This is a genomic window from Chryseobacillus diguaensis (genome assembly GCF_049220665.1).
GTDB lineage: Bacteria > Bacillota > Bacilli > Bacillales > Bacillaceae > Metabacillus_B.
The window spans coordinates 288,943-313,757 of sequence record NZ_JBMKNV010000002.1 but is presented as its reverse complement, the minus strand read 5'-3'; the positions used below and the strand labels follow the sequence as shown (position 1 = coordinate 313,757).

The window sequence follows — 24,815 nt, the reverse complement described above, 5'->3', positions numbered from 1 at the left end:
AAATATGCTTTTTAAAATACAAATAGTCCCCTTATTCCTAAGAGGACAATAATGACATTACAGCATTTTTTCATTTTGGTTATAAAACCTGATCACCTTATCATGAAGTCTGTAAAAATGATCCCCAACATGAAGACTAAGTTCAATTGGACATCCCCGTGAGTTTCTCCATTCTTCATATTTTCTGCTGTGCTGCTGATATGGATAAGAGCTCCCATTCATTCTTTGCCAAATCCTGACCGGAAGATCTGAAACGGTATCTTCAACCCTCACAAAAGGTAAATTCAGCACTTCTCCATCTTCCACTTCGTACGCTTTTGCAATTTCTTTAATCAGACGCTTATAAAAAAACTTGTTGTTTTTTTCATCTTCTATATATGCCTGAAGGTCCAGGCAAGGATTGAACATGGCTACAGACCTGATTTTATCCGGAATGCTTTCCATAAGCTCCAGACCTGTTAAAGAGCCCATTCCTTCTGTCAAAAGATGAACTTTCCCATTGAGGATTTCTTTTTTCAAAACGGTATGAATCAGCAGTTTAGATAATGCGGATGCTTTCGGGGAGCCCCAATGAATCCCTGTTAAATTTGACTGAAAGAGTGTGTATCCCTCGTTTCGAAGTCTGGATAACAGCTGTTTTCGCCCTTGATGCTGCATCCAAAAGCTCGTTTGTTCTTCAACAAAATGAAGCCGGTCCCCAAGAATGAGAACACCAATGCCATTGGGTTTGTATGGAATGTGCACCACACTCCACTCTTCTTCCAATTGAAAAAAACGATCGTAGATTTCCAAGCGCTTGCCCACCACCTTTCTCTTTTAGGGATTTCTATATATTATGTAGATGTCCTCTTTGACGAATGGTTTTTCCGCCTATTTGGACATCAAATTGACATGGATTTGTATAACTGCATCTTTTATTATCATGCTTTCATGTGATAAGATAGGTGTAGAATTGTATGTAAGCGGGGTGAAACTAATGCGTTTCATTTGGACATTTATTTGGGCTTTTCTATTAATGAATATGGCAGGCTATGTTGGCACAGCCATGCTTGGCACAGCTTATAACTTCGGAACAGCTTCGCTGCTTGCAGTTATTGCAACGGTTCTCTTTTACATAATTGCTGCGGTAGTGCCTGATAAGACTGGTGAAGAAAGCCATTAAACTCTTACAGAAAAAGGTATCCCGGATACTTTTTTTGTTTTTCCATTCCTTAAACAAGCTGGTTAAAACGTTAGAATCGTAAGGAAAACCCATTTGCCAAAAAAGAAAGAAACCATCTTATTAGATGGTTTCTTTCTTTTTATGGCTTCCGCTGATAAGTCCATTGACGGTTATGATTTGCCGTTTCCGGGAAATCATCGCCTGCTCTCAGCTTAATCATTTTAGGATTTTTCACATTATCTCCTGTTTCGCCAATCTCAATATATACACCATTATTCGGTGCTTTTTGGCCCGGTCTGAATCGATGCTGCTGACCCATTGCTTTCCCTCCTGTTCCAAAAACTTTCATGATAGTATGCCTCGTAAAGGCAAAATTCATGAATACTTAAGAACCACTTATGAAATGAGGAGCATTTTCAGCAATGCTTTCTGGGCATGCATTCGGTTGGCAGCCTGCTGAAATACTGCAGACTGGCTTCCATCTATAATTTCCGCGGTTACTTCTTCTTCTCTATGAGCTGGAAGACAATGCAAAAAGATACAATCCTTTTTAGCTAAGGCAAAAAGAGCTTTGTTCACTTGATAAGGCTTAAAATTTTCAATTCTGTTTTCTGCTTCTTTCTCCTTACCCATGCTGGTCCATACATCTGTATAAATGACATCGGCGTTTTCCGCTGCTTTTTCAGGACTGTTGACTAGTTCAATCACAGATCCTGACTGAACGGCCTCTTTTTGTGCTGCTGCAGTGATCTTTTCATCAGGCATATAGCCTTCTGGTCCTGCAAAAGAGAAATGGATGCCCATTTTGCTGCAGGCAATCATCAGAGATTGAGCCACATTATTTCCGTCCCCGATGTAGGCAACTTTCAGTCCTTTAAATGTATTTTTCCATTCATAGATGGTCATAAGATCAGCAAGAGCCTGGCATGGGTGAAATTGATCTGTTAATCCGTTTATAACCGGGATGGATGAATGCTCCGCCAATTCTTCCAGCACCTTTTGATCAAAAGTGCGAATCATAATAGCATCCAGATAAGATGACAGCACCTTTGCGGTATCCGAAATGCTCTCTCCCCTTCCAAGCTGAAGGTCTCTGGTACTTAAGAAAAGGGCGCTCCCTCCAAGCTGAATCATCCCAGCTTCAAACGATACTCTTGTGCGAGTAGAGGATTTCTCAAAAATCATTCCAAGAATTTTCCCTTTTAAAATAGGCTGCAAAGGATTTTTTTTCAACTCAATTGCTGTCTTTATTAGGGTTTGGATGTCATCTGCACTATAGTCAAGCAGGGTCAAAAAATCTTTCCTCGCAAAGCTGTTATTCAGCTTATGAATAGATGCTGCTGTATTCATTGGTCTTTTCCCCTCCCTGGATCTCCTGAATGGCATAAACATTGTAATCTTTTTCTTTAAATGCTTTGCAAAAGGCTTTTAGAATAGGCTTTTCCGTAATGACTTTAACTCCAAAAGCAGCAGCTTTTTTTCTTTTCATTTTTGCTTCTTCCGTATTGAAAGGACTGTATAGAATCCCGATTTCTTTTAAATGTTCCTCAAATCTCTCATCAAAAACATTCAGCACCGCAAGTTCCGGCATCTGTATATCATCCAAATCAGCATCTATAAATATCGGTTTCTCCAGCAAGTTTGTGTCATCAAACATTTTCCTGAAGGCTTCTTCTGCGCTTTGCCCAATATACATCCCTTCACCAGTTGATTTCATTTCAGGTGAAAGCAGCATATCCATATCAGGAATAGCATGCACAGAAAAAACCGGCAGTTTTACCGCAACATAATTGTGCTGTTTGAAAGAAAGCATCATCTTATGAAGGGCGGCACCGCATAAAATCTTTGTAGCAAGGTCAATTATCTGAACACCAGTCACTTTGCTGATAACGGGAACTGTTCTGCTTGCCCGCGGATTTACTTCCAGTACGTATACTTCCTGATCCTTCAACAAAAATTGGATATTCATTACCCCTTTATATCCAATTTCCAAAGCAATTTTTTCAGCAAAAGATTTCATTTTTATTTCTGCTTCCCTTGAAATATTCTGAGCAGGAATAATCGCATGACTGTCACCTGAATGAACACCCGCTCTTTCAACATGCTCCATTACTGCTGGAATGAAGACTTCACGGCCATCTGATATCAGGTCAATTTCTGCTTCTTCTCCTGTAAAATAACGATCAAGCAATACAGGATAAACACTTTCATCTATTCTTTCCAAAAGTGCTGAGAGCTCCTGTTCTGTATGAACGACGACCATCCCTTTTCCGCCGATAACATAGGATGGTCTCAGTAGAAGGGGAAAGCCGATCTCCAAGGCATCTCTTCGTGCTTCGTCCTTGTTTGCTGCAGTTCCTCCCTCCATCCTCGGGATTCTTAAAGAATCGAGCAGGTTATAAAAGGCTTGGCGGTCTTCCAGCAAATCCAGTGTTCTGCTGTCTGTGCCAAGAAGCGTAATTCCTTCATTTTCAAGCTCTTCAGCCAGATTGATGGCTGTTTGTCCGCCATATTGAACAACGACCGAATCCACCTTTTCATGTTCCACAACATTCATTACGTACTCAAGTGTCAGTGGTTCAAAGTAAAGTCTGTCTGCTGTTTCAAAATCTGTACTGACGGTTTCCGGATTATTGTTAATCATAATCGCTTCATACCCTATTGACTGAAGCGTTTTAATCCCTTGAACAGCACTGTAATCAAATTCTACTCCCTGGCCAATCCGGATTGGTCCGGAACCGATCACAAGAACCTTTTTCTTCTCAGAACTGCCAGGCAAAAGATCGTGATCTCCATAATAAGAAGAGTAAAAATAATTCGTCCGTGCATCAAATTCAGCTGCACAGGTATCTACATGTTTGAAAACAGGATGTATTCCAGCTTTTTTTCTTTCTTCCCAGATTTCTTTTTCGCTTTTGTTTGTCAGGTATCCTAACGTTCTGTCAGAAAAACCTTTTTCTTTATATTTCTGAAGAAGTTCTTTTGAATAAATCCCAGCAGGGTTTTGTCTGATTTCTTTTTCCATGTTGATTAAATTGGCAAATACATGTAAAAAATAAAGGTCAATTCCTGTTTGATCATGTAAATTCGAGACCGAATCCCCTCTTCTTAACAGTTCCGTCACGGCAAAAAACCTGCGGTCGTCTGCTCCCTTCACTAATTGCAGTAATGCTTGATCGGAAGAAGCTTCAAGTTCCGGCAGGAAAATCCCAATGTTTTCAAGCTCAAGAGATTCAGCAGCTTTTTGAAGGGCTGCCTCCATGTTTCTGGCAATAGCCATTACTTCGCCTGTAGCTTTCATCTTCGTACCAAGCTTCCGGTCGATTCCTTTCAGCTTATCAAACGGCCAGCGCGGGAATTTCACGATCACATAATCAAGTGCAGGTTCAAAGCTTGCAAATGTATTTTCGGTTAACGGATTTTTCAATTCATTCAGCGTATAGCCAAGACCTAGCTTTGCTGCAATTTTTGCAATAGGATAGCCAGTAGCTTTTGACGCAAGTGCTGAAGAACGGCTGACACGCGGATTTACTTCAATCACATAATACTGATTGCTTTTTGGATCGAGAGCAAACTGAATATTACAGCCTCCGATAATGCCAAGGGCCGACACAATTTTTAAAGCGGCACTTCTAAGCATCTGGTACTCTCTGTCAATGAGCGTTTGGGATGGCGCGACAACAATCGAGTCTCCTGTATGTATTCCAACGGGATCAATATTCTCCATGTTGCAAACCGTAATACACGTATTTGCCGCATCACGCATCACTTCATATTCAAGCTCCTTAAAGCCTGCAATGCTTTGTTCAATCAGGCATTGGCGGATTGGGCTCGACTGAAGTCCATTAACGACTAGGTCGTGATATTCCTCTTCTGTCGCCGCAATACCTCCTCCTTTTCCTCCAAGTGTATAAGCAGGGCGGATAATGAGAGGATAGCCGATTGTTTCAGCAAATGCTTTTGCCTCTTCTAAACTTGTGATAATTTCACTTTCCGGGACAGGCTCATTCAATTCTTTCATTAAAGAGCGGAACTTTTCCCTGTCTTCGCCTTGTTCAATTGATTCAATTGATGTTCCCAATAATGTTATTTGATATTTCTCGAGAATTCCTTTTTCATTTAATTCAAATGCAAGGTTTAATCCAGTCTGGCCGCCGACCGTTGCAAGCAGGCCATCAGGCTTTTCTTTTTGAATGATTTTTTCAAGGCTTTTGACCGTTAATGGTTCAAAGTAAACCGCATCGGCTGTCCTTTCGTCAGTCATAATCGTTGCCGGGTTATTATTCACCAGAATTACCCGGCAGCCCTCTTCCTTTAAAGCTAGGCATGCTTGAGTTCCGGAATAATCAAATTCTGCAGCCTGGCCGATGATGATGGGCCCTGATCCGATGACCAGAACACATTTGAAATTCTTTTTAGGCATACAGCTTTTTCACGCCCTTCTCTTCTGCCATTTCCAGAAATTCATCCAGAATCCACTCGCTGTCTGATGGGCCCGGGTTCGCTTCAGGATGAAATTGCGCAGATAAAATTGGCAGCTTTTGATGAACAAGACCTTCAACCGTTTCATCATTTACATTTTTAAATCGGACGGCAAAATCCTTCTGTTCAAAGGCATCAACCACATAGCTGTGATTTTGGGAAGTCATAAAAACCATATGGGAATTGAGGTCGTATACCGGATGATTTGCCCCTCTATGTCCGAATCTGAGTTTTTTCGTATTTCCCCCGTAAGCAAGTGCAAGAAGCTGGTGCCCGAGACAAATACCAAGCGTAGGATAGGCATCTGCTATTTTTTTTATAAGCTCCAGGCAGTTTTTATGTCCTTTCGGATCACCAGGCCCGTTAGAGAACACCACCCCGTCGTATTTCTTCGAAAAGACCTTTTCCATTTCTTTATAAGGAATAACAGTTACTGAACAATCTCTTTTAACAAGGGATGTGACGATCGATTTTTTATATCCAAAATCAATCAGAGCGATGCTTCTCTTTCCGTTTCCGTATGCAGTGATTCCTCTTTCAGCAGAATGCTGGCGAATGGTAATCGGCAGATCAGAAAGTTTTTCTTCAGCACTTGTGCTAATCAACGCTTTCATTGTTCCATTTTCCCGGATGTTTTTCACGACGGATCTTGTATCCACATGTTCAAGCATCGGAACATTCCACTTCGCCAAATATTCTCTGACACTTGAAACAGCCTTGTAATGGGAGAAGGATTCACAGCATTCATACAGCACTACTCCTTTTACAGTAGGCTCTTTGCTTTCAAAATCATATTGATTAATTCCGTAGTTTCCAATAAGGGGATAGGTAAAAACAATGATTTGATCTGTATAGGAAGGATCCGTTAGAACCTCCTGATAGCCTGTCATTCCTGTATAAAAAACAATTTCGCCTTCTTCTGAAGTATGTTCGCTTATTTTTCCTTCAAATGACGTTCCATCTTCTAAAATTAAGTACCCTTCCATCTCTTTCACCCTCTTCTGATGCATCAATTTATTCAGTTCTTGTACTTGCTTCAAACACTTACTTCTGCTGAATTCAGCACTTGCTTCAATCCTTCTGCAGCTTCCTCTATTTCCTCTTTCGATACAGTCAATGGAGGAAGCAGACGAATTACCCTCTCACCAGCAGGCAAAACTAAAATTCCAGCTTCTCTGAGAGCTGTAATCATGGAACCAACAGGTTCGCGGCATTCAATGCCGATCATAAGTCCCTTTCCGCGTATCCCTTCAACCTTGTTTGATGATTGCAGCTCTTTTTCTAATATGTTCATCAAATAAGATCCCTTTTCAACAACTTGTTCTAAAAATTCATTTTCAAGGACCGTTTCGATAGTCGCTTTAACAGCAGCCATCGCAAGCATGCTTCCTCCAAAAGTGGTTCCATGAGAACCTGGTCCAAACGAAGAAGCCAGTTCTTTTTTTCCCAGCATCGCTCCAACAGGGAAACCGCTCCCAAGTCCCTTAGCAGCAGTAATGATATCCGGCTGAATGGATTCCTTTTGATGGGCAAAGAAATAGCCTGTTCTCCCAATTCCTGTTTGCACTTCATCAATGATTAAAAGCGCCCCAACTCTTTTGCACGCTTTTTCAGCTTCTTTTAAAAACTCAGGGTCTGCAGGCCTGACTCCTCCCTCTCCTTGAACAACTTCAAGCATGATTGCAGCAACCGAATGATCATCAAGCTTTCTCATACTTTCAGTGTCGTTGTATTCGTAATAATCAAAAGAAGGAAGCATTGTACCGTAGCCTTCTCTAACCTTTTCTTGTCCTGTTGCTGCCATTGTAGCGAAGGTTCTGCCGTGAAAGGATTGTTTAAACGTAATGATTTTTTCCTTATTTGTATGCTTTCTGGCAAGCTTAATCGCCGCTTCATTCGCCTCAGCACCGCTGTTGCAGAAGAAAACCGCATCAGCGCAGCTGTTATCGCACAGCAGCTTTGCCGCTTCTTCTTGAAGATCATTTTGAAAAAGATTGGACACATGCCACACTTTATCCAGCTGATTTTCAAGAGCCCTCTTCACATTCTCATGACGATGGCCAAGATTAGTTACCGCAATGCCTGAAATAAAATCCAGATACGATTTGCCTGAAGCATCCTTCACCCGAGCGCCGTCACCTTCAACAATGGATACATCCCATCTGCTATAAGTCGGGAATAAATAACTCACTTTTCGGCAGCCTCCTTTTGTTTGCATACCTTCGTACCGATAAATTTGCCTTCCTTGAAAAATGTCTGTTTACCGCTGACGATCATGACCTGCTTTAAATGCTCAGAAAGAGAACCGGATGCAGCTTTGGCTTTTGGAATCATCCCTCCGGTAATCACTCCTTTTTCTATTAATCCATTAATCTCTTCCGGATTAATTTCATCAACGAGTTTCTTTTCCTGAAGAATGCCTTTTACGTCCGTCACATAAAGCAGTTTGTCTGCCTGAAGCGCTCTCGCAATGGCTGAAGCTGCAAGATCCGCATTCACATTCAAAGCCTGATAATCCTCTGTCCGTGCAAGCGGTGCAACTACCGGGATAAATCCCTTATCCAGCAGCATCTGAAGAATTTCTGTTTGAACGCTTGTTACTCTTCCTACAAAACCCAGATGTTCCCGACTAAGGAATTCTGCTGTCAGCAACCCGCCATCTTGTCCTGTAATTCCGACAGCATTAAGCTGCGCTTCAGAAAGCTTGCGGACCAGCTTTTTGTTCAGTTTGCCGGCGAGAGTCATCTCTACAACCTCAAGAATTTCCGGGGTAGTTTTCCTTTGCCCTTCAAAAAACTCACTTTCAATATTCAGTTCCGAAAGCAGTGAATTGATATCAGGCCCTCCGCCATGAACAATTACAATATTCCAGTTCTCATCAGCCATTTGTTTCACAGAACGGAAAAATTCTGAAGAAAGCTGGTTCAGAATGCTTCCGCCACACTTTAATACCAAAGTTTTCTTCATCATTTGCTCTCCTTACGTACGATAACTCGCGTTTATTTTGACGTAATCGTAAGTCAAATCGCATCCCCATGCTGTTCCTTCGTTTTCACCTACATGAAGATCAACTGTGATTAGAATCTGCTCATTTTTTAAATATTCCTTTGCTTCTTTCTCACTGAATGGTTTCGGTTCTCCCTCTTCCAGCATGCAAATGCCTCCAAGAAAGATATCAATTTTCGCCGGTTCCATATAAGCATCACTATGCCCCATTGCTCCGATAATTCTTCCCCAGTTGGCATCTTCTCCGTATACCGCAGATTTCACAAGGCTTGAGCCGACTATTTTTTTTGCAACCCTTCTTGCTTCTTCCTTCGTTCTTGCTCCTTTTACAGTTGTTTCAATGAGCTTTGTTGCCCCTTCACCGTCTCTTGCAATACTTTTAGCGAGTTCTTCACAAACCATCTGAAGCGTATCCTGAAAGACAGGCCAATCCTTATGAGTCTTTGTTAACGATTCATTGCCGGCACAGCCGTTAGCCATAACCAGCACCATGTCATTTGTTGATGTTTCTCCGTCAACCGTGATCTGGTTAAAAGTATTGTCCGTTATTTCTCTGAGTGATTCCTGAAGCAGAGCTGAATCGATATTGGCATCCGTCGTAATAAAGGCGAGCATGGTAGCCATGTTAGGATGGATCATTCCTGACCCCTTTGCTGCGCCGCCGATTGTAATTGTCTTATCGTCTGCCTGAAATTGATAGCAGCTGCTTTTTTCTACCGTATCAGTTGTCAGAATCGCATTTTGAAAAGCTTCTCCGCCGGCTCCTTCTACTGATGGATTCAGCATTCCAATCCCTGATTCAATCAGATCCATCTTTAAATGCTCGCCAATAACCCCTGTTGAGGCGATGGCTACGTGATTTTCTTTCAGATTCCATTTATTTGCACAAGAGCTTCGCATTTTATAGGCATCCAAAAGCCCCTTTTTACCGGTACAGGCATTTGCAATCCCGCTATTTACAAGAAGCGCCTGAATCTTACCTTCCTTTGCAATGCTTTCTTTCGTTACAAGGAGAGGTGCTGCCTGAAAGTGGCTTTGGGTATAAACTGCCGCACAATTTGCAGGTACCTTGCTGAATAGGACACCCATATCCCGTTTTTCATAACGCAGGCCGCAATGCACGCCATCTGCTGAAAATCCAGCCGGTGTTGCAGCCGTTCCCCCGGCAATCTTTTTGATTACCGCTTGAGTCATTGTTTCCTGCACGCTGATCCCTCCTGGTATTTAAGGATATATAGGCAATGCGTTAAGTCCCGTTGCTTCCTCATATCCATTCATTAAATTAAAATTGTGAACTGCCTGGCCTGCAGCTCCCTTTACGAGATTGTCTATAACCGACACAATGATTACCCTTCCAGTCCTCTCATCCGCTTTCAGGCCAATATCACAGTAGTTGGAGCCTGTGACTTCTTTTGTAGAAGGATAATTCCCTTTTTCTCTTATTCTCACAAAAGGAGAATCCTGATAGAACGCACGGTAATGCTCAAGAAGATCGGAAGTGCTCCAATTTTTGGTTAAAGATGCGTATGAGGTAGCCATGATTCCCCTTGTCATAGGAACAAGGTGAGGATTAAAGCTAATCATAATTTCTTTTTTTGCCCATAAACTTAATGCCTGCTCAATTTCCGGAGTGTGCTGATGCTCCGCAACTTTGTATATACGGAAATTTTCATTCGTCTCGGAATACAGCGAAGCTTGAGAAGCCTTTTTCCCAGCCCCAGAAACCCCAGATTTTGCGTCAACGATAATGGAATGTGGTTCTATCACTCCTTCTGCTGCAAGCAATGGAGCAAGTCCGAGCAATGTCGCAGTTGGGTAACAGCCCGGATTTGCGACGATTCTCGCTTCTTTAATTTGTTCCTTGTTTATATCAGACAGCCCGTATACGGCTTGTTCAACCGCTTTTCCAGATGCCGGCTTTCTCCTATACCATTTCTCATAATCTTCTAAATTTTTTAATCGCAGATCGCCTGATAAATCAATGATTTGCAGATTTGGATAGTTTTCCATGCATTCAGGGGTCAAAGCGGCTGATACTCCAGGAGGTGCAGCAATAAATAATGCATCGAGACCTTCCAGGTCCTCCTGGTTTTTTAATGTTTCCTGATTAATTCCTGTCAAATGAGGGTAATGATCAGAGTACCTTTTTTCCTGATCCGAGGATGTATATAATATACATTCTTGTACATAAGGGTGATGATGCAGAAAACGATGAAGTTCCACGCCACCATAACCACTGGCACCTATAATTCCTACATTCATCCAATCCCTCCTACGAGTCTCATTGAATTATTTACCCATTATAACTTTGTATAAACTTTAAATCAATTGTATTTTTATAATTTAATCCAAAAAAAAAAAAAAAACTGTTTTCGCAAAGATTGTCGTATTTCATATGCATTTAGAACACGATTAAAGATAGACTTCGCGGCATCTTTTTAGAATTTTCTATTATAAAAAACCGTAAAGTTTACGAAAAGAACCTAAAAAAAAGACTGCTTTCACAGTCTTAACATGCTCGTTAAATTAGTACACCGGGCAATGGAAAGCCCGGCTTTAAAAAAATATCAGGTAACACCCAAGGCGATTTTAGCATAGCGGGACATCCGGTCTTTAGACCAAGGCGGATTCCAGACAATGTTTACTTCTGTTTCTTTGACTTCCGGAATTCCTTCAAGTGAAATTTTTACTTGATCAACAATGGTGCCGGCTAATGGGCAGCCCATTGAAGTCAGTGTCATCGTTACAAGGGTTTTTCCCTCTTCGTCCATTTGCACATCATATACTAAACCTAAATTGACGATATCAATGCCAAGTTCAGGGTCGACTACCTGCTCCAAAGCTCCCATAATGTTTTCTTTCAATGCTTCTTCCATGTTATCAGCTCCTTTTCATGTATTATAACGAAATACTTATTAATACTAAACAAGATTGACTCATAAATGTTTTTCAAACCACGCCACTAAAGACAGCAGCCCTTCCCTTGAAACCTTGTGGTCTGCACCAGGATCCCGAATGAAAGCCAAATCCTCTGGATTAGAGTCATAATCCCTTTTTATTTCTTCATAAAAACGGTAAGTCGGTTCAAATGGAACGACGTTATCTTTTTCGCCATGCCAAAATAGAAGAGGCCTGTTTGCCAGCTTTTCTCTATGTATACTTAAATCATATGGTTCAAGCCGGTTTAACTGATCATCTAATTCTTTATCAGAAATTGGAATTACCTGTCCTTCATTTCTTAAGTATTCAATCTGCATTTTTAGGAAATCAGCATAATAGGGACTTCCCATCAAGCTGACACCTGCTTTTATCCATGAATACTGTGTCAGTGCCCCAAGCGTTACAACACCGCCCATCGAGGTCCCGGCTGCACCAATCCGAGTCTCATCAATCAGTCCTTTTTGGCTGAAGGCATTTTTAATAGTTTCCAGTTCACTTATTTCATTAAGTACAATTACCCAAAATTGAGCGTTTAATGCGTTTTGAGACAGGTTTTCCGACCGTTCACCATGATATAGAGCTTCAGGAAGAACGACCCTTATGCCTTTTTCGGCAAGCAAATAGGCATAGTGAAGATTGTTTTCCTTGGCGCTGGTAAAACCATGCACAAAAAGGACAAAAGGAAGTGCATCATTTTTTTCCTTTTCCCGAACAATATGCAAGAGTGGGATGCCGTCAATCTTGAGATTTTCTACGATGACCAATTTCTAGCCCTCCTATGAAATTTGTCAATAACTTAAGTGTAACATGTAGACAAAAATCTGATGAAAAAGATACACTAATCATATAGCTTCTTTACTATAGGAACAAAATTCCCGCCTGATATTATACATAATGAATGTTTTTGCCCAGCATAATTAAACGGACAAGAGGAGATTGTATGGAAACTAAACCTTATTTAATCGCACTTGATTTAGATGGGACTTTGTTAAAAGACGACAAAACGATTTCAGCTTATTCATTGGAAATAATAAAAAAAGCGAAAGAAGCAGGACATATTGTCTGCATCTCAACAGGCAGGCCTTATCGCTCAAGCTCTCTTTATTACCGGCAGATGAATCTTGATACTCCTATTGTTAATTTTAACGGAGCTTTCGTTCATCACCCAAAAGATAAAAATTGGGGCACCTTCCATACAACATTGGATCTTGAAATCGTAAAAGAAATTATCGATAAAGCTGAAAAACATCACGTACATAATATTCTTGCTGAAGTAAAAGACCGGGTTTATTTCCACCAGCATGATGAACGTCTCTTAGATGTTTTCAGTATGGGGGATCCCGAAATGACTGTAGGCGATTTAAGAGAAAACCTTGGGGAAGACGTAACAAGTATATTAATCCATTCTGATGAAAAAAACGTCGATAAAATTAGAGCTTATCTTTCAGATGTTCACGCAGAAGTTGTGGAGCATCGCAGATGGGCAGCCCCGTGGCACGTTATCGAGATTATTAAAAAAGGAATTAACAAAGCAGTAGGATTGAAAAAAATTGCTGACCACTACAATATTCCTGCTGAACGCATTATAGCCTTCGGTGATGAAGACAATGATCTTGAAATGCTTGAATTCGCCGGCCAAGGAGTCGCAATGGGAAATGCAATTGACAAGCTTAAATCTGTTGCAAATAAACAAACGAAAACAAATGAAGAAGACGGGATTGCGGTTTATTTAAAAGAAGCCCTTTCCTTGTAGTATTTGCCTGGTGCCCCCTTTTAACCTTTCGTAATAATTTCCACCGATAAAACCGGCTCGCGGATGAGACACTATAAAAGATACCGTGATGGTATCAGCTGCAGTCTTTATCCGATGAAAAAAGGGGCGGATTCGCAATGGGCAAAAGCAATAAATCCAAAAGATTTATACAGCAAGGGAAAGATACTGTTTCAAAACACGACGAACGTTTTCCATATCAAATGACACTTGCAGAAGCTGAGGATCGCGGCCGAAAAGCTGAAATGATCGATGAAGATTCTCTTGGAGGATTTTGATTATGGCAAACAAACTTTTCCAAAAAGCTCGTGAAACCGTCAGAAGTGCAGAGCATCCAGCCGAGACTTCTCAAACTGAAGCCTCAAGCAAAGCACAGCAGGCCATTTCTTCTGCTTATGCACAATCTTCTGAAGCAGAAAGAAGACAGCTGCGCGAATTGCAAGATGAACTAAATGAATTAAAATAACCAAATAAAAAGCTGCGGATGTGAAATCCGCAGCTTTTTATTATTTTTCCGAGATGTCAAATTCCTTATCAGCTGTTAAATAGGTACCATCTTCCTTCCATTTTCCTAAAAAAGTAAAGGCAGCTTGGTATTTTCCAGTCTTAAGGCCATGACCCTCTTTAAAATAATCCCATGTTTCTTTATAGCTTTTGGATTCTCCAGGTTCAAGCACCAGCTGACTGAGGGACTGAATAAACATTTTTCCTTTGGAATAACGATATATTTCCTCTCCGCTGCTGTCTTTAACTTGAATTTCGTATTTTTGTCCGGAACGGAATTCCATACTCTTTTTTGAATCAGATAGATTTTGAACCGTCAGTGTAAAAACTACTTGATGGTTTTGCTGTACAGCATCTGCTGATAAGGCTACATTATCCATGTTCATAGACACCTCCTTCGCATTATTGGAATGGCTGCATCCAAACAAAAACACAAGACTCAATAACCAGAGAGCCTTTTTCATATAGCACCTCGTTAACTTTTTCGGAAAAAGCCGAAAATTGCTGTTGTTTCAACAATATTCGTAAAAGCTTGCGGATCAATGTCTTTTATAATTTTCTCAAGATCATAAAGCTCATACCGGGTAATAACCATAATCATCATGTCCCTGCTTTCATTCGAAAAAGCACCCTTAGCCGGAACAGTTGTAATTCCCCTAACCAGTCTAGCGTGGATCGCCCGTTTCATTTCCTCGCTCTTCTTCGTTACAATCATTGCTGTCAGCTTCTCATATCTTGTATGAATTGCATCAATTACCCGTGTGGAAACATAGAGCGTTACGAGTGTATAAAGTGCTTTTTCCCAGCCATATAACAATCCCGCAGTAAATATAATAAGGGCATTAAGCGAGAAAAAATATGTTCCAACAGGCTTGTCCTTCATACGGGAAAGCACCATCGCGACAATATCCATTCCTCCTGTTGAAGCCCCAAATTTAAGGGTAAGACCTACTCCAACTGCTGAAATTACCCCGCCGAATACAGCATTCAAAAGAATATCCTTTGAAAGCTCCTGAAGAGGAATAAATCCAAGGAACACCGTTGTCCCAGCTACACTGATAATACTGTAGATGGTAAAAGATTTACCGACCATCTTCCATCCCATAAAAAATACAGGAACATTCAGCAGGAGCAAGAGCGTACCTGTTGAAATATGTATGGGAGTATGTTCCCCCAGTACGTTTGAAACGAGCTGGGCAATCCCGGTAAATCCTGAAGCATATACATTAGCAGGAATTAAAAATAAATTAAGTGCTATTGCATTAAGTAATGCTCCGAAAATAACGATGGCAATTCTTTTCGATTCTTCTTTAACCATATAAGCATAACCTCCAATTTTTCTTTCTGAAGTGGTTACAATGATTGTAATTTAGGTAAATCGTGATAGACTATTGTTGGTCATTATTTTATCCGGTTCATGAATGAGTACTTTATCCATACCCTGTTTACCGCCTCAATAAAAGCATTTTACAGGCTTTAGCCAGTAATGAAGAAGCTTCTTTTTTATTCTTAGCTGTTTTCACAAAGATTATTGCAATCCATACCTTATATACTTGGAAACAGCAGCTATGCACTAAAAAAACATATAAATTAGCTGCAATAAAGAATTCATTTAATCAAAAGAGGTGTACATATGAACGTTCACATTTTAGCAGATAGTGCATGTGATTTGCCACTGCAATTTTTTAAAGATGAAAATGTCACACTTATTCCGCTAGGTGTCCATGTCAACGGACAGGAATACGAAGATTTGGTCGCTATAAATCCAAAAGAAGTGTACCAAGCGATTAAACAGGGACAAACCCCTAAAACGTCACAGGCTTCCCCGCTTAAATTGAAAGAAATTTTCACCGATATGGCGAAAAAGGGTACGGAAGGACTCTATGTTGCTTTTTCTTCAGAGCTATCAGGAACTTACCAGACTTCTGTGATGGTTGCAAACGAAGTGAAAGAAGAATTTCCGGATTTTCATCTATCAATCATTGACTCAAAAGCCGCTTCATTGGGCTACGGTTTAGCTGTTGTCCGTGCTGCTGAGCTTTCAGCAAAAGGACTTCCATTAGCTGAGCTTGAAGCAAAAGTGAAGACATTTTGCAAACACATTGAGCATTTATTTACTGTGCATGACCTCGATTATTTGGCAAAGGGCGGCAGAGTCAGCAAAGCATCAGCATTTGTAGGCGGTCTTTTGAATATTAAGCCCCTTCTTGATGTCGAGGACGGCAAACTGATTCCTCTTGAAAAAATCCGCGGCAAAAAGAAAGTTTTCCGCAGAATGATTGAATTGATGGGAGAAAGAGGAAAAGACTTAAGCCAGCAAACGGTTGCCATCAGCCATGGTGATGATGAACAGACAGCAGCGGAAGTGAAGGAAATGATTGAAGAAGCCTTCAGTCCAAAGAAAGTCATTATAAACCCGATTGGAGCTGCAGTCGGTTCTCATTCCGGACCTGGAACGATTGCTGTTTTTTTTCTTAACGAATCTTTATAAAAGGCTGTTTTCGCAAAGATTGTTGCTATTCGTATGTATTTTGAAAACGCATGAAGATTAGCTTCGTGGCATCTTTTCTTAAAATTCCTGTCTAACTGGCAGGTATATTTTTGAAAAAGAGATAAAAACAAAGTTTAAGAAAAGAGCCTTATAAAAGAGCATGAGTAAAGTTTAAAAAAAGAGCCATATAAAAAACGGGTTAGGGCAAGATATAGGTACCATTTTCGAAAGGGGCCTGCCTATGCCGCATACCAGCGATAATGACAAAAAAGCAAAAGACAACAATGCCAAACACCATGAGAAAAATATGGAGGCAGAAAAAAATCGCCAAAAAGGCGAAAATTCTTTTTCCAAAAAAACAGATCATTTATGATGATGGCGAAAACTCCTGTCCACCGTATTCTTCTGCGGAGGATGGGTGTTTTTGTTTATTCAGAACTTCCAACTTGAAAATTTGCTTTCGAATTGCACTCCATTCTTCTTGCGATAAACCAACTTCTCTAAGCTCTTCAACCAATTCTTGAACATCGGCGGACTCGATATTTTTATCATTTACAAGCTTTCTTTTATATTCTTTAATTTTATCTTCAATCTCGTGCCCTTTTTCATCCCATGAAAAATACATGTTTTCTTCTGAAAGATTTTCGGCGAGAATTGCCCGGATTTTTGTGGCAAGACCCCTTTTCGCTGTAATTGCAACATCTGTTGCATGAAGTAAGATTTGAAAATGCTGATCTTTATGGGTCCCCTTTATCATTTTCATTTCTTTGGACATTTCATGGTGAAAAATCTCTCCTTCAACCCAGATCAAAGCTATAAACTGCCACCAAAGGAGCTTTGGCGGATCAGAAACTTCCCCCTTAATACCATGCTCCCTTAAAATAGACATAATCTCTTTTATGGCACCATCATAATTGCCTTTATGAATCATCATTTTGATGCTGTCCAGATAGTACATATAGAGAAAATAGGGCGCTTTCACAATTGGCACAGTTATTATCAGTCCAATTACTAGAAAACCGAGAACAAGGGCATAAGGATATCCCATCAACAGCTGCTTCCACATAACCCGTTTTTGTCTGTTATAATTGCTGACTTTCGTCGTTGTCCAGCCGCAAATAAGCGGAATAAGAATAAAAATGAGAATAGATATGATTCTTACAATTCTCGGATCTTTCGGGGCAAACAAAATAATATTGCTTAAATATTGAGGAAAAATTATGGAAAAGCCTATTAACAGCCAGTAAAAAGACAGTACTCCGATAAAGCTCACTTTTGAATCATCTTTTGACGGCACTCTGCCTAAAAAACTCATTGTAGCAAAGCTAAAGAGCTTACTCAGCAATTCAGAAGACATCCCCATGATAAATTTCAATAGAAACATAGTATTTTCACCTCTATGTTGACATAAACGTACGTCTAAATATTCCCTAATACCAGTCCCTGAAAACAAATGGACTTAATTACCAAATTAACAAAAAAAGCCCATTCATCGAAAAAACGTGAATGGGCTTTGAGACTTAAGAAAGCTTGAATAAGCCAACGGTTTTATTTAGATCATCTGTTAAATGACGAAGTTCTGTTACTTTCTCTGACATTTTCTCAAATGCTATCAGCTGTTCATTTGTGGAAGCCGTTATTTCTTCGCTTCCTGCAGCTGTCTGTTCTACAACAGCACTGATACTTTCCGCATTTTGAAGCACTTTCCCGCCCAATTCTTTAGACGATTGTATTCCTGTAAGCAAGTTTGTTAATTCCTTCGAAATCTGGTCCATTTTGTTTTCAATATTCCGGAAGGATCCTGTAGTCATGTTCATGGATACCTGCTGGCTTTCAGCAATCCCCACACCTTTTTGAACAGCATCGGCCACTTCTGCAATACCTTTTTTAATCAAGCTGGCTGTATCAAAAATATGGCTTGTGGCTACATTTGATTGCTCCGCAAGCTTCCGTACCTCTGCAGCGACTACCGCAAATCCTTTACCTGCTTCTCCTGCACGGGCTGCTTCAATTGCGGCGTTCAATGCCAGCAAATTCGTCTGGTCTGCTATATCGGAGACCGTTTTTGCCATATCTTCAATTTTCATTGTCTGATTCACAAAGGTTTTTGTCGATTCTTCAATCAGCAGGCTTGTCTGTTTATTTTCGTCGATAAGCTTTCCCTGCTCTTTGATTGCTGCCTGTCCATCCTGAACAGCCATTTGCGCTTCATACCCGTGCCCAGCCAGACTTTCTGAACGTTCCACGTTTAAACTGAAATCACTGTCCATGGTTTCTATGAGGTTTACAGTGTCCTGAAGATCCATTGAGATCGACTGAGATCCTGCGGAAAGCTCTTCAGTAGAAACAGCAACCTGGTTGCTGCTCTCCGTTAAAGCGATATTTTCTTTTTCCAGATCTTTCGCAAACCCTTCAACCTCTTTACTGACAGAATCTATCGAGAAAAGAAGGCCTTTCAGCTGGTCCGTCATCTTGATGAAAGATTGACTAAGCGCCCCAAGCTCATCCTTGCTATGAATCACAGCAGGCTCAAAAACAAGATTCCCTTTAGCAATTTGTTCTGCATTACGGGACAATGCTTTAAGCGGTCCGGTAATTTTTTTCGTTAAGCGCAGCCCCATAAAGGCTGTAATGATCAGAAGCACGACAATTCCTATTACCGCGGCTAATATAACAAATCTGATTTGATCCTGGAGTTTATTCTCTAGAGTATGATAATAATCGTTCACCATTAACTGAAGATCATATACATCATTTTGAATCCCTTTAATCCGGACAGATTCTCTCTTTACTTCAGGTCCCTCTTTATCCTGGATCGCTTTTAAAGCAGAAGGTTTCCACTCTTTATATTTCTTAATTGCCTTCTCAAGCGGCTGTATTTTACTCTTATTTGACATCAGCTTTTCAACATTTGCAAGTTCAGCACTTAATTGCTGTATCCCTTTCAGCGCCTCATCCTGCTGTCCATCAGCAAGCGTTAAAGAATAATTGTTCATGCTCTGCTGTACAGAATTCATTTCTGCATCAAGCTTTTGAACATCCATTAAAACAGGTACGTAATCCTGGTTGGAGGATTGAATGGAAATCATATTAAAGATGATAAAGCAGATCATAGCAACTGCAAGAATCAGCAAGCCGTAAGAATTAAAGTATAAACGCTTTTTGATGGTCATTGGCTCGCCTCCACTTCACCGTTTTTCACTTTTTGAGTCCATTGATCAAGAATGTTTTGCTGTTCAGGTGTCAGTTCAATCGCTCGAATTGGCGCAAGACCTACCCCGTTTTTATCCATTCCAAGTTCAATATGGCCACTCGGCACTTGTTTTGTTTTCGCAAAATCCCTCACTACATCATAAATCGCCACATCTACATTCTTTAGCATAGAAGTAACGACCGCTTTTTCAGCATAGTAATACTGATCCGTATCGACTCCTATAGCGTGAATATGATTTGCCTGAGCAGCTTTCAAAGCACCGATCCCGGTAAACCCTGCAGCTGTATATAAAACATCCGCTTTTTCGCTGATCATTTTTTTTGCTACTTCTGCACCGAGCTTGTCATTTCCAAAGTCTCCTGCATACTGAATTTTAATTGCAATATCAGGTTTTACAGACTTTGCACCATGAACAAATCCATCGGCAAACTTATGAATCAGCGGCACGTCAGCACCGCCTAAAAAACCTATCGTATTGGTTCTCGTTGTGAGTGCCGCTACCACACCTGCCAGGAAAGATCCCTGGTTCTCTTTAAAAGTGATGGAAGTCACATTTTTTAAACTTGAGACCGCATCAACGAGAATGAATTTTTTATTTGGATACTTTTTGGCTGTCTTTTCAAGATCCTCCTGAGCCATGAAACCTAGCCCGATCACAAGGTCATTCCCGTCCTCAACAAGCTGCGTTAATCCTTTTTCGTAAGTACCGCTGTCTTTCAGCTCACGGTAATCAAATAAAATCCGCCCCTCATTCCTTGCCTTCTCGAGTCCCTTAAAACCAGAATCACTGAAAGACTGATCCCCAAGCCCGGCATCTGACAGCATGATGCCAATTTTCACTTTATTATCAATTGAACTTACAGGCTTTTGTCCAGAACAGCCTGCAAGAAGAAAAAGAAGCAATAAAAAAATAAACTCTTTGCGTGCGTGCATTATGTATTCTCTCCTCTGTTTTATGTTTCCATTTCTTTTATCGGACTTGCGGAGTTATATGTTTATAGGGAGGGTGAAATTTTTATTTGGGGGTGGTTGGTGGTGGTTTTGTGCGGTGATTTGCTGGGGGTCAGGCGGGGCCTCCTGTCCCCTATTCAATTAGCGCATCGGGGGACAGATGCAGCCTTTTCTTAACCTTGATTTATAGCAGCAAAGAGGAATCGGGGACACACCTTTAATGCTTTTACTTAGTTGGGGTCAGAGCCACTTAACCAGGTCCCTGTCCTCTGCTGCATTAATATAGTGGGGGACACATAGCATAGGAGGATACCCCAAGCCAAATAAAGCCTCGTTTAAAATGGGGACAGATCTTTATTGCATTAAAGGAGCTGGGGCACCCATTTCACAGTTCCTGTCCCCCAATACAGTAAACCATTAAACCAGCAAACCACTAAAACAAACTAAATCCATAAAAAAAGACCCCAGTAAAACTGGAGTCTTCTTCTAGCTATTCCTTATCTTCCTTAACAAAGTAAGTCCATCCATCCTCCTGATAGACTTTCTTTTCTTTCATCAGGGAGCCGAGAGCTCTTTTAAATGCTCCTTTGCTCATGCCGAATCGCTGTTTGATGTCTTCAGCGTCGCTCTTATCGCCGTAAGGCATAGCGCCTCCTCTTTCTTCCATGTAAGAATATATTTTTTCTCCGTCTGTGCCCAGTGCTTCATGTACTCTTGGGAGCAGGGAGACATTGAGTGATCCATCTTCTTTTACGTCAATGACACGGCCTGTGACGGTTTCACCAAGTCTCGGCTCCTGCTGCATTTGAGAGGAGTGGATAAAACCTCTGTAGCCTTCAATCGTTAAGATAAAACAGCCTGCCATGATGGAACGATAGACTTGACCTGTGACATTTTTATTAAAAATTTCTCTGTTTGCCGGAACAACTTTTTCCTTTATCACTTCTTCTGTTGCCAAACGGGCAAAGAATCGTCCGTTTTGTGTAATGCGCAGTGTGCAGTAGAGCTTGTCCCCTTTTTCAGGCCAGATTTCGTAAGAAGGAGGCAGAATATCATTTGCCACTAAAGCATCCTTTGAAAGACCGATGTCTACAAATACGCCCATTTCATCTACCACATCTACTACTTCCAGCCATTCGTACTCCCCTTCTTCAACAATGGGCTTCTTCATTGTTGCGGCAAGGCGGTCCTGAAAGTCAGGGAATAAAAATACTTCAATCTTGTCCCCTACTTCTACTTCTCCTGTTATTTCACTATCATGAAGCAAAACCCGTTTTTCTCCGTCTGTCAGATAAAATCCGTATTCGACTCGTTCATCTGCTGTTAATGTTTCAAATGTTCCTGGTCTCATCGATTCACCGTTCCTTCCACTTGTTCATACAAGTTGTTTAGCCTGTTATATTCTACTATAATCAAGCTATAAGTGAAATGTTTGGAGGATGGATTGTTTATGGCAAAAGAAAGCTCATTTGATATTGTATCCAAAATTGAACTTCCTGAAGTAACAAATGCGATTACAACGGCAATGAAAGAAATTAAAACCCGCTATGATTTTAAGGGCAGCAAAAGTGACATCAAGCTTGAAAATGAAGAGCTGGTACTTATTTCGGATGATGACTATAAAATGGAGCAGCTGAAGGATGTATTAGTCAGCAAGCTGATTAAGCGAAACGTCCCTACAAAAAATATTCAATATGGAAAAAGCGAAAATGCTTCTGGAGGAACGGTTCGCCAGCGCGGTAAGCTTGTTCAGGGAATTGATAAAGAAAATGCCAAAAAAGTAAACACGATTATTAAAAATACCGGACTAAAAGTGAAAACACAAGTTCAGGATGATCAAGTCCGCGTAACCGGCAAAAGCAAAGATGAATTGCAGCAAATCATTGCGGCAATCCGTCAGGCCGATCTATCCATTGATGTGCAGTTTATTAATTTCAGATAGTAAAGAAAAGCGGAAGCACCCGTTCAGCCCCGACAAGCGCTGGAGGAAAATACTGCAAAGTTGTTCTTTAACTTTGAAGTATTTTCTGAAGCGACCTAGAGGGGCTGGGTGCTGGAGCTGGACAATAAGAAAAGCGGAAGCACCCGTTCAGCCCCGACAAGCGCTGGAGGAAATACTGCAAAGCCGGTCTTTGGCTTTGAAGTATTTTCTGAAGCGACCTAGAGGGGCTGGGTGCTGGAGCTGGACAATAGAAAGGCGGAACATCAGAAATCTGATCGTTCCGCTTTTTTATGGCTGTTACAGGTCACCATTTCTGCGTAAATCCAAATACAATTGATAATCAGCTTTTACCTGATTAGCATAATTTTCACCCAATGTTAAAATGGTGGTTTTCAGCTTTGGCAATGCTGCTAGTGCATCAAGAAATCCCTGCTCATAATTATATGAAACATAGGCCGAATTAAAATCTTTGTCAGATCTTGCATGAGCTAAAGCAAGAGCTGTCGCAGAGTAATTGACAAAATCCTGCATATCAGAAAGGCTGCTGAAATCAGATGAACTGATTCCTTCCTTGTAAGGTGAAATCCGTTCAACCCGGAATGATTTTCCATTGAATGCGATTGTTCCAAGGTGATTATCTGTCTCGATGCCAAGCCCCTTTGCAGCCGTTGCAGAACGTTCAGCATGAGACGGGAACCACCCTTGATACTGGGAAGTGGACAAGCTTCCCTCGTTGAACATCGACGGAAGTCGCTGTTCCTTCATTTGCAGAATCACGTCATCGTCAGGGGAAGCTGTCTTCCCTTCAATCAGAATATAATATTTGTCTGTCCCAAGACTGCCAAGACCTGAGTGAAGTCTTTGAGCAACATCTTTCATTTGAAAGTAGCCAGCAGGCATTGATTGAGCCCAGCTGCCAAGACTTTGAACGTATGAGGACCAATTATTCATGATTTCGCTTTTCACTGCAGCAGCTGAGGCCAGATCAGAATTGGACAAATCAAAGATTCTCTTTCCGTTCGATAAAATGGTCCATTTGTCCAAAAGCTTGGCAAGACTGTCAGAAGACTTGGCGTGCCTTAATTCATCCTGGACGAACCCGCTCTTTAAATAACCTTCGTCCAGCTGAGTTGAATTTTCACCGTTGTTTCCGTTAACGCTTTCAATCGTTGCTTGGTATGTACTTAAAAAAGATGATACAAGGTCCTCTTTCTCCTGAGCCGACAAGCTGAGATTTTTTGCTTCATCATCCCATTAAAAAAATACTGGGTGAAAACCGGATTAAATCCCAATAAAATGGTCCTTTATAAGATTCATCATAATCATTCAGGTCAAAAATGACGTCTCCTTTATCATTATCAAAAAAGCCGATGTTTTCTGCGTGTGCATCTCCCTGAATGAATGTTTGGATGTTCGGAGCTGTTTTCCATGAGCTGGGAACCGGTATAACGCCGCTCGCTAAATCATGATAATAAAGTGGATTGGTTGCTCTATAAAAGGCAAAGGGCGACTCTTCCATAGCTGAATATTTCTCTTCTCGAAGCGATGGAACTGCAATATACGAATTATCATTTGAGATCTCAGTCTTCAAGTAGGATTCACGGGAGGAAGACTTATCAGCTGCTGAGGCAAAAGAAAAAGGAACAATGGCAAAGGTGAGCGCTAATAAAGATGTTTTCAATTTCAAGATGTTTCCTCCTCTATTCAATTGGTCAACCCTAACTATACCGTTCGTTTTTTTCCAAAACATGAACCTTATGTAAAGATTGAAATAAATATCGAGAAAAAGGCTTTTGGTGAAATAAAAAAGCCTGGAGAGAATGGTTCTCTTCAGGCGGCCAGCCGCTCTATTTATGATTCGTCTGCTCTTTCATAAACTGATAAATTTGATCATAGGGAAGTTTTCCTTTTACATCATATTCGGTCCCGTCAATGTCGATTTTCCGATCTGCAAAAGCCATGCTTGTCTTCCCATATTTGGCTGAAAAAGACCAGCCTCCAGAGTAATTTTCCCTTTGGTTAAAAGCCTTTTTTACTTGTACATTCTCGATATGATCTAAGAATTGCTGTATTTGTTTTGAATCTGTTATTTTAGTATCCCTGCCATTCCTTAAATCACGTAGGATCAGGCTGTCTGCGTGCTTCAGTTTTTCTTTCAGCGGAAATTCACCATAGCTTTGAGAATAAAAAAGAAAAAAACCAGCGGCTATAACCAGAATGGCAGCAATTATCTTTTTTATGATCACCAGCCCCTTTTAACCCAATATATTCCATTTAATATCATAGAATCCTTCTGATTCCAAAAAATTCAGTTTTTACCCCCTTGAATGTTTTCGAAATTTTAGGTAAATT

At 40.8% G+C, this 24,815-nt stretch carries 26 protein-coding genes and 1 pseudogene; 7 read left to right on the top strand and 20 right to left on the bottom strand.

Annotated features, from left to right (window positions below; all coding sequences use genetic code 11):
• Positions 1 to 57: 57 nt before the first annotated feature.
• Positions 58 to 792 carry a hypothetical protein gene (locus ACOT8F_RS04325; RefSeq protein ID WP_421650326.1) on the bottom strand — a complete coding sequence of 245 codons (735 nt, stop codon included), beginning with the start codon at positions 790 to 792 and terminating at the stop codon, positions 58 to 60.
• 184 nt (positions 793 to 976) lie between these two features.
• Here ACOT8F_RS04325 and ACOT8F_RS04320 point away from each other — a divergent pair, with 184 nt between their 5' ends.
• Complete coding sequence (locus ACOT8F_RS04320; RefSeq protein WP_421650325.1) at positions 977 to 1,162, top strand: YjzD family protein; 186 nt, start codon at positions 977 to 979, stop codon at positions 1,160 to 1,162.
• Between the two features lie 139 nt (positions 1,163 to 1,301).
• Here the strand turns inward: ACOT8F_RS04320 and ACOT8F_RS04315 are convergent, their stop codons facing one another.
• From ACOT8F_RS04315 to yjfP, 10 genes are all read right to left on the bottom strand, one after another.
• On the bottom strand, positions 1,302 to 1,481 hold the full coding sequence (locus ACOT8F_RS04315; protein ID WP_421650487.1) for a YjzC family protein: 180 nt from the start codon (positions 1,479 to 1,481) through the stop codon (positions 1,302 to 1,304).
• Positions 1,482 to 1,558: 77 nt separating this feature from the next.
• Positions 1,559 to 2,512, bottom strand: coding sequence for an ornithine carbamoyltransferase (gene argF / locus ACOT8F_RS04310; RefSeq protein WP_421650324.1), 954 nt, complete (start codon positions 2,510 to 2,512; stop codon positions 1,559 to 1,561).
• A complete protein-coding gene (carB, locus tag ACOT8F_RS04305; RefSeq protein WP_421650323.1) occupies positions 2,487 to 5,585 on the bottom strand; it encodes a carbamoyl-phosphate synthase (glutamine-hydrolyzing) large subunit in 3,099 nt (1,032 codons plus the stop codon). Before carB ends, argF begins: the two co-directional genes overlap by 26 nt.
• Positions 5,578 to 6,630: a carbamoyl phosphate synthase small subunit gene (locus tag ACOT8F_RS04300; RefSeq protein WP_421650486.1), complete on the bottom strand. Its 1,053-nt coding sequence runs from the start codon at positions 6,628 to 6,630 to the stop codon at positions 5,578 to 5,580. The genes carB and ACOT8F_RS04300 overlap by 8 nt, the downstream gene beginning before the upstream one ends.
• 50 nt (positions 6,631 to 6,680) lie before the next feature.
• Complete coding sequence (gene argD, locus ACOT8F_RS04295) at positions 6,681 to 7,835, bottom strand: acetylornithine transaminase (protein ID WP_421650322.1); 1,155 nt, start codon at positions 7,833 to 7,835, stop codon at positions 6,681 to 6,683.
• Positions 7,832 to 8,611 carry an acetylglutamate kinase gene (gene argB / locus ACOT8F_RS04290; protein ID WP_421650485.1) on the bottom strand — a complete coding sequence of 260 codons (780 nt, stop codon included), beginning with the start codon at positions 8,609 to 8,611 and terminating at the stop codon, positions 7,832 to 7,834. The genes argD and argB overlap by 4 nt, the downstream gene beginning before the upstream one ends.
• A 12-nt stretch (positions 8,612 to 8,623) precedes the next feature.
• Positions 8,624 to 9,856 (bottom strand): bifunctional ornithine acetyltransferase/N-acetylglutamate synthase, encoded by a 1,233-nt coding sequence (gene argJ, locus ACOT8F_RS04285; protein ID WP_421650321.1) that lies wholly within the window; start codon positions 9,854 to 9,856, stop codon positions 8,624 to 8,626.
• 18 nt (positions 9,857 to 9,874) lie between these two features.
• Positions 9,875 to 10,912 carry an N-acetyl-gamma-glutamyl-phosphate reductase gene (gene argC / locus ACOT8F_RS04280; RefSeq protein ID WP_421650320.1) on the bottom strand — a complete coding sequence of 346 codons (1,038 nt, stop codon included), beginning with the start codon at positions 10,910 to 10,912 and terminating at the stop codon, positions 9,875 to 9,877.
• 305 nt (positions 10,913 to 11,217) lie between these two features.
• The gene (locus ACOT8F_RS04275) at positions 11,218 to 11,526 is read right to left on the bottom strand and encodes a metal-sulfur cluster assembly factor (RefSeq protein ID WP_421650319.1); all 309 of its coding nucleotides are present in this window, start codon (positions 11,524 to 11,526) and stop codon (positions 11,218 to 11,220) included.
• A gap of 60 nt (positions 11,527 to 11,586) precedes the next feature.
• A complete protein-coding gene (gene yjfP / locus ACOT8F_RS04270) occupies positions 11,587 to 12,354 on the bottom strand; it encodes an esterase (protein WP_421650318.1) in 768 nt (255 codons plus the stop codon).
• 176 nt (positions 12,355 to 12,530) lie between these two features.
• Between yjfP and ACOT8F_RS04265 the strand changes: the two genes are divergently transcribed.
• The 3 genes from ACOT8F_RS04265 to ACOT8F_RS04255 all read left to right on the top strand — a co-directional run bounded on the left by ACOT8F_RS04265 (position 12,531) and on the right by ACOT8F_RS04255 (position 13,827).
• Positions 12,531 to 13,343, top strand: coding sequence for a Cof-type HAD-IIB family hydrolase (locus ACOT8F_RS04265; RefSeq protein ID WP_421650316.1), 813 nt, complete (start codon positions 12,531 to 12,533; stop codon positions 13,341 to 13,343).
• Between the two features lie 137 nt (positions 13,344 to 13,480).
• Positions 13,481 to 13,639: a hypothetical protein gene (locus ACOT8F_RS04260; RefSeq protein ID WP_421650315.1), complete on the top strand. Its 159-nt coding sequence runs from the start codon at positions 13,481 to 13,483 to the stop codon at positions 13,637 to 13,639.
• A gap of 2 nt (positions 13,640 to 13,641) precedes the next feature.
• Complete coding sequence (locus ACOT8F_RS04255; RefSeq protein ID WP_421650314.1) at positions 13,642 to 13,827, top strand: DUF3813 domain-containing protein; 186 nt, start codon at positions 13,642 to 13,644, stop codon at positions 13,825 to 13,827.
• A 40-nt stretch (positions 13,828 to 13,867) separates the two neighbouring features.
• Here the strand turns inward: ACOT8F_RS04255 and ACOT8F_RS04250 are convergent, their stop codons facing one another.
• A complete protein-coding gene (locus ACOT8F_RS04250; protein WP_421650313.1) occupies positions 13,868 to 14,251 on the bottom strand; it encodes a BsuPI-related putative proteinase inhibitor in 384 nt (127 codons plus the stop codon).
• Between the two features lie 89 nt (positions 14,252 to 14,340).
• Positions 14,341 to 15,183 carry a YitT family protein gene (locus ACOT8F_RS04245; protein WP_421650312.1) on the bottom strand — a complete coding sequence of 281 codons (843 nt, stop codon included), beginning with the start codon at positions 15,181 to 15,183 and terminating at the stop codon, positions 14,341 to 14,343.
• Between the two features lie 315 nt (positions 15,184 to 15,498).
• Between ACOT8F_RS04245 and ACOT8F_RS04240 the strand changes: the two genes are divergently transcribed.
• Positions 15,499 to 16,356 (top strand): DegV family protein, encoded by an 858-nt coding sequence (locus tag ACOT8F_RS04240; protein WP_421650311.1) that lies wholly within the window; start codon positions 15,499 to 15,501, stop codon positions 16,354 to 16,356.
• A 241-nt stretch (positions 16,357 to 16,597) separates the two neighbouring features.
• The gene (locus ACOT8F_RS04235; protein WP_421650310.1) at positions 16,598 to 16,729 is read left to right on the top strand and encodes a DUF3941 domain-containing protein; all 132 of its coding nucleotides are present in this window, start codon (positions 16,598 to 16,600) and stop codon (positions 16,727 to 16,729) included.
• On the opposite strand, the gene ACOT8F_RS04230 is transcribed toward ACOT8F_RS04235, so the two are convergent.
• The 4 genes from ACOT8F_RS04230 to ACOT8F_RS04215 all read right to left on the bottom strand — a co-directional run bounded on the left by ACOT8F_RS04230 (position 16,724) and on the right by ACOT8F_RS04215 (position 21,872).
• Entirely contained in the window at positions 16,724 to 17,740 is a 1,017-nt protein-coding gene (locus ACOT8F_RS04230; protein WP_421650309.1) for a hypothetical protein, read from the bottom strand. The genes ACOT8F_RS04235 and ACOT8F_RS04230 overlap by 6 nt on opposite strands.
• Before the next feature lie 136 nt (positions 17,741 to 17,876).
• Positions 17,877 to 19,529 carry a methyl-accepting chemotaxis protein gene (locus tag ACOT8F_RS04225; protein ID WP_421650308.1) on the bottom strand — a complete coding sequence of 551 codons (1,653 nt, stop codon included), beginning with the start codon at positions 19,527 to 19,529 and terminating at the stop codon, positions 17,877 to 17,879.
• Positions 19,526 to 20,503, bottom strand: a complete 978-nt coding sequence (locus tag ACOT8F_RS04220; RefSeq protein WP_421650307.1) for a BMP family lipoprotein — start codon at positions 20,501 to 20,503, stop codon at positions 19,526 to 19,528. Before ACOT8F_RS04220 ends, ACOT8F_RS04225 begins: the two co-directional genes overlap by 4 nt.
• Before the next feature lie 508 nt (positions 20,504 to 21,011).
• Complete coding sequence (locus ACOT8F_RS04215; protein WP_421650306.1) at positions 21,012 to 21,872, bottom strand: CvfB family protein; 861 nt, start codon at positions 21,870 to 21,872, stop codon at positions 21,012 to 21,014.
• A gap of 99 nt (positions 21,873 to 21,971) precedes the next feature.
• On the opposite strand from ACOT8F_RS04215, the gene ACOT8F_RS04210 reads away from it, so the two are divergent.
• Positions 21,972 to 22,463 (top strand): YajQ family cyclic di-GMP-binding protein, encoded by a 492-nt coding sequence (locus ACOT8F_RS04210; protein ID WP_421650305.1) that lies wholly within the window; start codon positions 21,972 to 21,974, stop codon positions 22,461 to 22,463.
• Positions 22,464 to 22,760: 297 nt separating this feature from the next.
• On the opposite strand, the pseudogene ACOT8F_RS04205 reads toward ACOT8F_RS04210, so the two are convergent.
• The 3 genes and pseudogenes from ACOT8F_RS04205 to ACOT8F_RS04195 form a co-directional block, all read right to left on the bottom strand.
• A pseudogene (locus tag ACOT8F_RS04205) lies at positions 22,761 to 23,693 on the bottom strand (DUF2252 family protein); the annotation flags it as partial.
• A 16-nt stretch (positions 23,694 to 23,709) separates the two neighbouring features.
• Positions 23,710 to 24,150, bottom strand: coding sequence for a DUF2252 family protein (locus ACOT8F_RS04200; RefSeq protein ID WP_421650304.1), 441 nt, complete (start codon positions 24,148 to 24,150; stop codon positions 23,710 to 23,712).
• A gap of 160 nt (positions 24,151 to 24,310) precedes the next feature.
• Positions 24,311 to 24,709 carry a hypothetical protein gene (locus tag ACOT8F_RS04195; protein WP_421650303.1) on the bottom strand — a complete coding sequence of 133 codons (399 nt, stop codon included), beginning with the start codon at positions 24,707 to 24,709 and terminating at the stop codon, positions 24,311 to 24,313.
• Positions 24,710 to 24,815: the final 106 nt, after the last annotated feature.